Raw genomic sequence first — 6,178 nt, forward strand, 5'->3', positions numbered from 1 at the left:
TGTACCACCAGCAGACGAAGAACCTGTTGGTCAGCTACTCGCCGAAGAAGCTCGGCTTCTTCCAAGGGCACGAAAAGAGGCTTCTGATCTGGGCTTTTGCCCGTCGGGCGCCTCGCCCCGGCTGACGCGGTCCCACTCCTCCACGGACTGCTCGATGAGGCGGTCGGTCTGCTCCCGGACGCCGTCCAGGAACTTGGCGCAGTGACGGAACGGGACCTCGATGCTCTGGCCCGCGCGACGAGCGCATTCGGCCGGGTCCACCCCGGAGTACCACCAGAACGAGATGCCCGCGTGCCGGAGATCGTAAGGCCGCTCGGCCGGCCCGGAAGCGAGCTCCATGCGTGTCAGCACGTACTCCCGCGCCCGCGCCCACGTCGTGCCACAGGCCGCCGGGTCCACGTAGTGGCCTGCCTGGTTCCGGAACAACCGGCCGCCCGGCGCCACGCCGGAGCGGTCGATGTGTGCACGGAGAACACCCACGAACCGCGGCGGAACGGGTACGGGCCGAGTGGCTGTAGCCGCGCGGCGCTCGAGTGGGTGCACCTCGTGAACCGCAAGCAGTCGGGCGGCCTGGTCCGAGCCGGGCACGGCAGCCGGGTCGACCTCCTCGTTGACCGCCGGAGCGTTCCACCGAAGGCCACCGGACCTCTTTCATCCTGTTCTGGAGGGGGAATGGGCTGGTCAGCGGGTGCGGTGACGAGGCGGGGCACCTCGTCGTCGGCGTGGTGATTCCGCTCGACACACCGGCGACCGAAGAGGCCCTGTCGGTTCCGTACCCTGCCACGCTCGACGTCCCGCGTGACGCCCGGCCGGGGGACCCATGACCTGACCGTGGCCCGTGCCCACAGCCATCGTCCAGGCCTCCCCGACCCCAGCAGGTCCTCGCACCCGCGGACCGCGCCTACCAGGCGCCGGCACCGCCCTCCGCACTCTGTACCCCGTACCACCCTCACCGCGAGTCGGTGCCGTCCATCGGCGGGCGGCCGAGGCGATGGCGGCGTGCTTCGGCGCGCGCGGCCTTCATGAACGTTTCGAACTCGGTGTCCGTCAGCCGACTTGTGGCCTCGGTCTTGCCGCGACGGCTGTACCTGGGCATGTCCTGGCCTCCGCTTCACTCTCTCCCTCCCTTAGATGGCGGGTACCCGGAGGGGGCCTGTTCAGGCTGCCTGGCCGGGTTGGCGGCCGGGCATGCGCCGTCGGCGCGGCCAGAGGCTCCGTCGCCTTCGGCCGCGCCGACCGGAGAGGCGGGCTGAACGAGCCGGGGTGGCAGCTGCCGTCGTGGTTCTTCGAGGCGGTGTGGACTCCGTCGTACGTATCCCTGGCCGCGCGACGCGGCAGGCCCCCCATCGAGAAAGGCCGCGATCAGGGGGGCTCACCGCGCGGTTCGGAGTGAACACGGCACTCGACGCGAGTCGGACCCGGCTGTTCCTACCCTGCCGGAGCCCCAGGCCCGTCGCCACGTTCCTGCTGGACGTCAGCAATGTCGCGCTGGTACGTCGTACCGGCCGCATCGCCCCCCCCCCACACACACACACGGCGTCCCGCGCGCTCGTACCCCACGCGGCGTGGTGCGTCTTCGCGACGGCGTAACAGCTGACACACCGAACGGAACAGGACGGCTCGGCGCTCAGTCCCCGTGACCGGTGCCGCCGCTTCCGAATCCGCCGCTGGAGATGCCGCCCCATTTGCGCCGCTCCTCGCTGGGAGGGGCGTTCAAGGCCTCACCTGAGTTCCGCAGGTTGTAAGGCGTGAGGCGGTGTTCCCCGTCGGTGTGCGGCATCTCGGAAGGCCGGCGGTACTCGGACACCTCGCCGGGGTGCCGGTTGGTGGCAGGTCGGCGCGGTTGGCTCTCCGGGGCCGGAGGAGGCAGTTCCCGCCTTGAGACCCGGATGCCGAGAGCGAAGGCGCCGATCAGCACGGCGACGACGATCAGGCCGCCGATCACTTGGGCGAGACCGGACTGCCAGACTCCGCTGGCGAATCGCTGCTCTTCGAGGGCGAAGGTGTGAATGTTCATGGAGGTGTCCCCATCGTCGGACCGTCGCCGGCAGGGCGAGGAACCGGTCGGGTGGTACTCGGTCGGAGATGACCAGGACGAGGAGAAGCTCCGGCGTGAAGGCGCGGCGCCACCGTACGAGAAGTGGTGCCGTCCGCCGGAGCGGAGCCCGTCCGCCCATGGCCCGGTCGCTTCTGCTGGTCTCGCGGGACCCGGTCCATCGGCTTGCTCTCATCCTGTCTCCGGCAGACCGCGACGGCGACTCGCACCGTTTGTGCATCGTTGCATGCCGAGGGGACGTGTTCTTGAGGGTGCCCAGCCCTCATGCCGCCTGCAGCAGGGCCGCCCACCCGCCGTCGGCATGAGGGTGGGGCAGCCCCCCATCAGGAGCTGAACCCCGTCCTAAGCGCCGTCGCGTGGGACGCGCCGCTCTCGTCCACCGCCTCACCGAGCCCCTGCGGCGTCCGCACCGGCGCCGGCTCGACACCGCCGTTCCGACACGGGGAGCCGTGAACTCCCCTGGACGGGATGCTGTTGTACGCCCAGGGGCGGAGAAGTAGGAGGCACCGGTGTCACGCAGGCACCACGGCGTCGCCCTCGGACATGCACACCGTACGAGTGGCCCCCCGCGCTCCGGCGTGGATGACGGCGATCCTCCGACCGCCCGGCTCCTTGACGTACTCGACCACGGCAGCGGTGAAGCCGTTCATCGCCCGCAGCGACTGGCCGAACTCCGTGACCACCTGTTACCGGCCGTCGATCAGGGCGGGTTCCGCGTCGGTACGCATCCGGACCCGGTCCAGTCGTCGAGCCCTCGGGCGATCAGCGGCGGCGCCCCTGCGAGACGACGTGGGCGCGCGGGCGGGTGAGTCAGGGGCGCCGCGGGAAGGCGTTCAGCACCCGGGCGCGCGCCCGGGTCGTCGAGGGCGACCCCGAACGTGGGGCGCGCCGTCGCCGTGCTCATCGCGGCGCTGGGGCCGCAGCCGACCCGCGGGGTGACGCACAGGCCGATGACGGAGACGGAGGCGGCGGGTCACAGGGCTTCCACGCGTTCGGGTTCGGCGAGGTCGTCCGCGTTCAGCGCTGTGCCGGGAGTGGGTTCCTCCCGGATCTCGGTCCGGGTCTTGGGTGGCGAGTCCAGGAGGTGTCGTGGGGTGCGAACCCCACGGCCAGTGCCGGCCCGACCTCCCCCGGACTCGCTGTTTCGCAGCCCATGCAGGCGTCCGCGAGCAGCCGCAGGACGGGGACGAGTGCAGACGCCTTGATCGCGACGGCGTGCAGCACGTCCGGTAGGTGGGCACAGGCCTGGTGCGGATCATGTCGCCCCAGCCGCTTCCTGGCCCTCGCCTCGTGGTCCGGCGGGGCCGCGCGGGTCGGCCATGAGGAGCCGGCCTGTTTCGGCGTCGTCGTTCGGCGGCCGGATCAGAAGCCGAAGATCCGGAACAGGAAGAAGGACGCGCCGAGAACAGCGCCGAAAACGATCAGGGAGGCCCAGATCATCGGGTGCTCCCAGGCGCCGCCGTCGGGGCGCTCGGGGTGGGCCGAGGAGGTGCAGCCCTCCACGGGCGGGGTTTCCTCAGGAGGTACGAACGGCACGCTCATGGTTGATTGCTCCCTGTGCAGGGCGGTCCATCGCCGCCGGGTTTCCACCGTCTCCCTCCGCCTCCGCCACTGCGAGGCGCATCGATCATGCATCGATAGGTGAGGTGAGCAGCAGGGCCCTCGCCCCGCGACATCCGGCTCCCCGCGCGCGTCACCGCGACCACGCGCTCGTCGGCAGGCGTACGCAGGCCCTCAGGAGTGTTCACGCAGGCCGCCACCCACGCTGCGCTCGTCGTCGCATCCGGGAGACTGCCCAGATATCGTAATAGGCGATACATTTACGCTCTGAAGACCCATGAAATGAAACACGGGACGCCAGATGGCGCGGCCCAAGCCTTCGGTGATCCCCCTGCAGAAGGGAAGTCCATGAGCCCCACGCTGGCCGACGAAATCCGCAGTCGGCTCGGAGAGCTGAGCCCTGCCGAGCGCAAGGTCGCGCGGGTCCTGCTGGCCGGCTATCCCGCTGCGGTCTTCGAGACGGTCGCCACGATCGCGGAGCGGGCCGGCGTTTCGGCCCCCACGGTGCTGCGGTGCGCGTCGCGGCTGGGCTACAAGGGCTTTCCTGATCTACAGGCGGCGCTCCGCTCGGAACTTGACGCTCGTAACGCGTCGCCTATCACCCTCTACACGGCCGCGGAGACCTCGGAGCGGGAGACGACAGCCCTTCGGAGCTCTGTGGGCACCCCTCTCGGCGAGCGCTCCGCCCTTGTGCAGCAGGCGGTCTCCCAGACCTTCGACGAGGTCGCCCAGCACGAGTTCGAGGAGGCGGTGAGTCTTCTCGGCGACCCCAAGCGTCGGGTGCACCTGGCGGGAGGCAGGTTCACGCATCTTCTGGCCGAGTATCTGGGCCTGCACCTGATGCAGTTCCGCGACCAGGTGAGCCTCTTGCCGCACAGGGACGTGGAACGGACGTCCTTCCTCACGCAGCTCGCCCGACGCGACGTCACCGTGCTTTTCGACTACCGGCGTTACGAGACCGACAAGACGCTCATCGCCGAACTGGCAAGGGAGCGCGGCGGCAAGGTCATCGTGTTCACCGACCCGTGGCTCTCACCCGCCGCCGCCCACGCGGACGTCGTCCTCATCACCCAGGTGTCCTCGGACTCTCCCTACGACAGCCTGACACCGGCCCTGGCGGTCGTCGAGTCGCTCGTCGCCGAGGTCCTCAACCGCATCGGCAGCGACGGTCACGAACGGATGAAGCAGGCGGAAAGGGTCGCCCGACGCACCGGTCTTCTGTGAGCGAACCCTCCGTGGTCGGATCCCGTCCCTTCTCGGAGGTGAGGACCGGGCAACTGGTCTCGGGAGTCGGGACCGCTGAAGGCCGTGCGCTCGGCGAGGTTGCGGCGGTCTCGAATCCGACGGCCGGTCGGGGGGAGCCGATTCGGCACAGGTGATCCGCTCCCGGAGGAGGAAGCGGCGGGGCCGGCCCTCTTGGCGATGCCGGCCCCGTCATCCGGCCGACCGGTGCGGCGCGATGTCGATCTGCAGCGCGATGAGGGTCCGGGCGCTGGTGCCGTCTCCGGTGAAGGCGGCGAACCCTCGGGCTTTGGTGAAGCTCACGGTGAACCGCGGTCCGGTCTCGAAGGTCGTCGCGGTGGCACTGTTCTGTGCCCGGGTCGACGCGAGGGCGCGGGCGGTGGTGCGGAAGGAGTAGGGGGTGCCGTCCGGGTTGGCGGCGGAGTGGAAGACGTCGGTGTCGGCCGGCACGGGGGTCGTGGCGGCGGGGACCAGAGGCGCCTTGGCCGGGTGGACGCGCGGTGTCCACGTGCGGGCGTCGTACTGGTCTCCGTCGGTGAGGTAGCTGTACCGGGCACGGCGGAGGGACCAGCCGTTCGCGGAGTCGTGTGCGCGGGCGTCCCGCAGGTCGAGGACGGCGACGCCGTTCGGGCCGAGGACCGTGAGGTGCTCGCGCTCGCTGCCGGGCCGGTCGACGACCAGGGCCGTGTTCTCCTCAAGGGCGTAGACGCGGTCGTGGCCGGTGTCGGATGCGAGGCGCAGCGCCCGGCCTTCGCGTCCGTAGGCGCCGGTGTGGGTGTCGACGAGTCCGGAGCGGAGGAAGCCGAACCCGCCCTTGGGGATGTATCCGAGGCGGGTGGGGTCGTCGAAGTAGCCGGGGGCGCTGCCGTCCCGGAGCGACTCGTAGGACTCGCCGCCGCTGACCATGTCGGGGCCGGAGGCGATCTGGGCGCCCGCGGAGGATCCGGACACCACGGCCCCGTGGGCGAGCTTGGCGCGAATGGCGGCGAGGACCTTGGAGTCCTCGTGCTCGTCTCCGCGCAGGAGGGTGGTGAGGTAGCGGTACTGGTCGCCTCCGCCGAAGAAGAAGCCGGTCATGGACTCGACCTGCGCGACGACGGCGTCCGAGTCTGCGTTGGCCACGTGGTCGATGTCGAGAGGGATCCACTGGGCGTCCGCGGCGCCGTGGCGCTTGAAGAGGCCGGCGTAGTAGGCGCCGTTGCAGGCGGAGTTGCTGCACCGGGCGGGATCGCCGGCGTGGGGGTCCTGGCTTTCGGGCACGGAGGCGGCGGTGATGACGCCGATACGGGCCTGTGGCCCGCCCGCCCGCTTGATGATCTC

6 protein-coding genes and 1 pseudogene are annotated in these 6,178 nt (G+C 70.5%); 2 read left to right on the plus strand and 5 right to left on the minus strand.

The genetic code is table 11. The annotated features are described in order from the left end of the window. Nucleotides 1–722: 722 nt before the first annotated feature. A pseudogene (locus CCN56_RS41780) lies at nt 723–803 on the plus strand (IS5/IS1182 family transposase); the annotation flags it as partial. Nucleotides 804–949: 146 nt separating this feature from the next. On the opposite strand, the gene CCN56_RS43135 reads toward CCN56_RS41780, so the two are convergent. The 4 genes from CCN56_RS43135 to CCN56_RS12360 all read right to left on the minus strand — a co-directional run bounded on the left by CCN56_RS43135 (nt 950) and on the right by CCN56_RS12360 (nt 3,598). Next, a complete protein-coding gene (locus tag CCN56_RS43135) occupies nt 950–1,096 on the minus strand; it encodes a hypothetical protein (protein ID WP_179199818.1) in 147 nt (48 codons plus the stop codon). A gap of 531 nt (nt 1,097–1,627) precedes the next feature. Beyond that, nucleotides 1,628–2,017: a DUF6479 family protein gene (locus CCN56_RS12355; RefSeq protein WP_086826427.1), complete on the minus strand. Its 390-nt coding sequence runs from the start codon at nt 2,015–2,017 to the stop codon at nt 1,628–1,630. Nucleotides 2,018–2,568: 551 nt separating this feature from the next. Beyond that, on the minus strand, nt 2,569–2,739 hold the full coding sequence (locus CCN56_RS43140; RefSeq protein ID WP_179199819.1) for a hypothetical protein: 171 nt from the start codon (nt 2,737–2,739) through the stop codon (nt 2,569–2,571). A gap of 679 nt (nt 2,740–3,418) precedes the next feature. After that, nucleotides 3,419–3,598 (minus strand): hypothetical protein, encoded by a 180-nt coding sequence (locus tag CCN56_RS12360; protein WP_086826429.1) that lies wholly within the window; start codon nt 3,596–3,598, stop codon nt 3,419–3,421. A 366-nt stretch (nt 3,599–3,964) separates the two neighbouring features. On the opposite strand from CCN56_RS12360, the gene CCN56_RS12365 reads away from it, so the two are divergent. Then, nucleotides 3,965–4,840: a MurR/RpiR family transcriptional regulator gene (locus tag CCN56_RS12365; RefSeq protein WP_086826431.1), complete on the plus strand. Its 876-nt coding sequence runs from the start codon at nt 3,965–3,967 to the stop codon at nt 4,838–4,840. Between the two features lie 210 nt (nt 4,841–5,050). On the opposite strand, the gene CCN56_RS12370 is transcribed toward CCN56_RS12365, so the two are convergent. After that, nucleotides 5,051–6,178, minus strand: a 1,128-nt coding sequence (locus CCN56_RS12370; protein ID WP_086826433.1) for a cyanophycinase, incomplete at its 5' end; no start/stop codon positions are given.

This window comes from Streptomyces sp. NRRL B-24572, assembly GCF_002156145.1.
Classification (GTDB): Bacteria; Actinomycetota; Actinomycetes; order Streptomycetales; family Streptomycetaceae; genus Streptomyces; species Streptomyces vietnamensis.

Excerpts from the sequence above, each read along its gene's own strand:
- CCN56_RS43135 (WP_179199818.1), bottom strand. The coding sequence starts at position 1,096 with ATGCCCAGGTACAGCCGTCGCGGCAAGACCGAGGCCACAAGTCGGCTG.
- CCN56_RS12355 (WP_086826427.1), bottom strand. The coding sequence starts at position 2,017 with ATGAACATTCACACCTTCGCCCTCGAAGAGCAGCGATTCGCCAGCGGA.
- CCN56_RS12360 (WP_086826429.1), bottom strand. The coding sequence starts at position 3,598 with ATGAGCGTGCCGTTCGTACCTCCTGAGGAAACCCCGCCCGTGGAGGGC.
- CCN56_RS12365 (WP_086826431.1), top strand. The coding sequence starts at position 3,965 with ATGAGCCCCACGCTGGCCGACGAAATCCGCAGTCGGCTCGGAGAGCTG.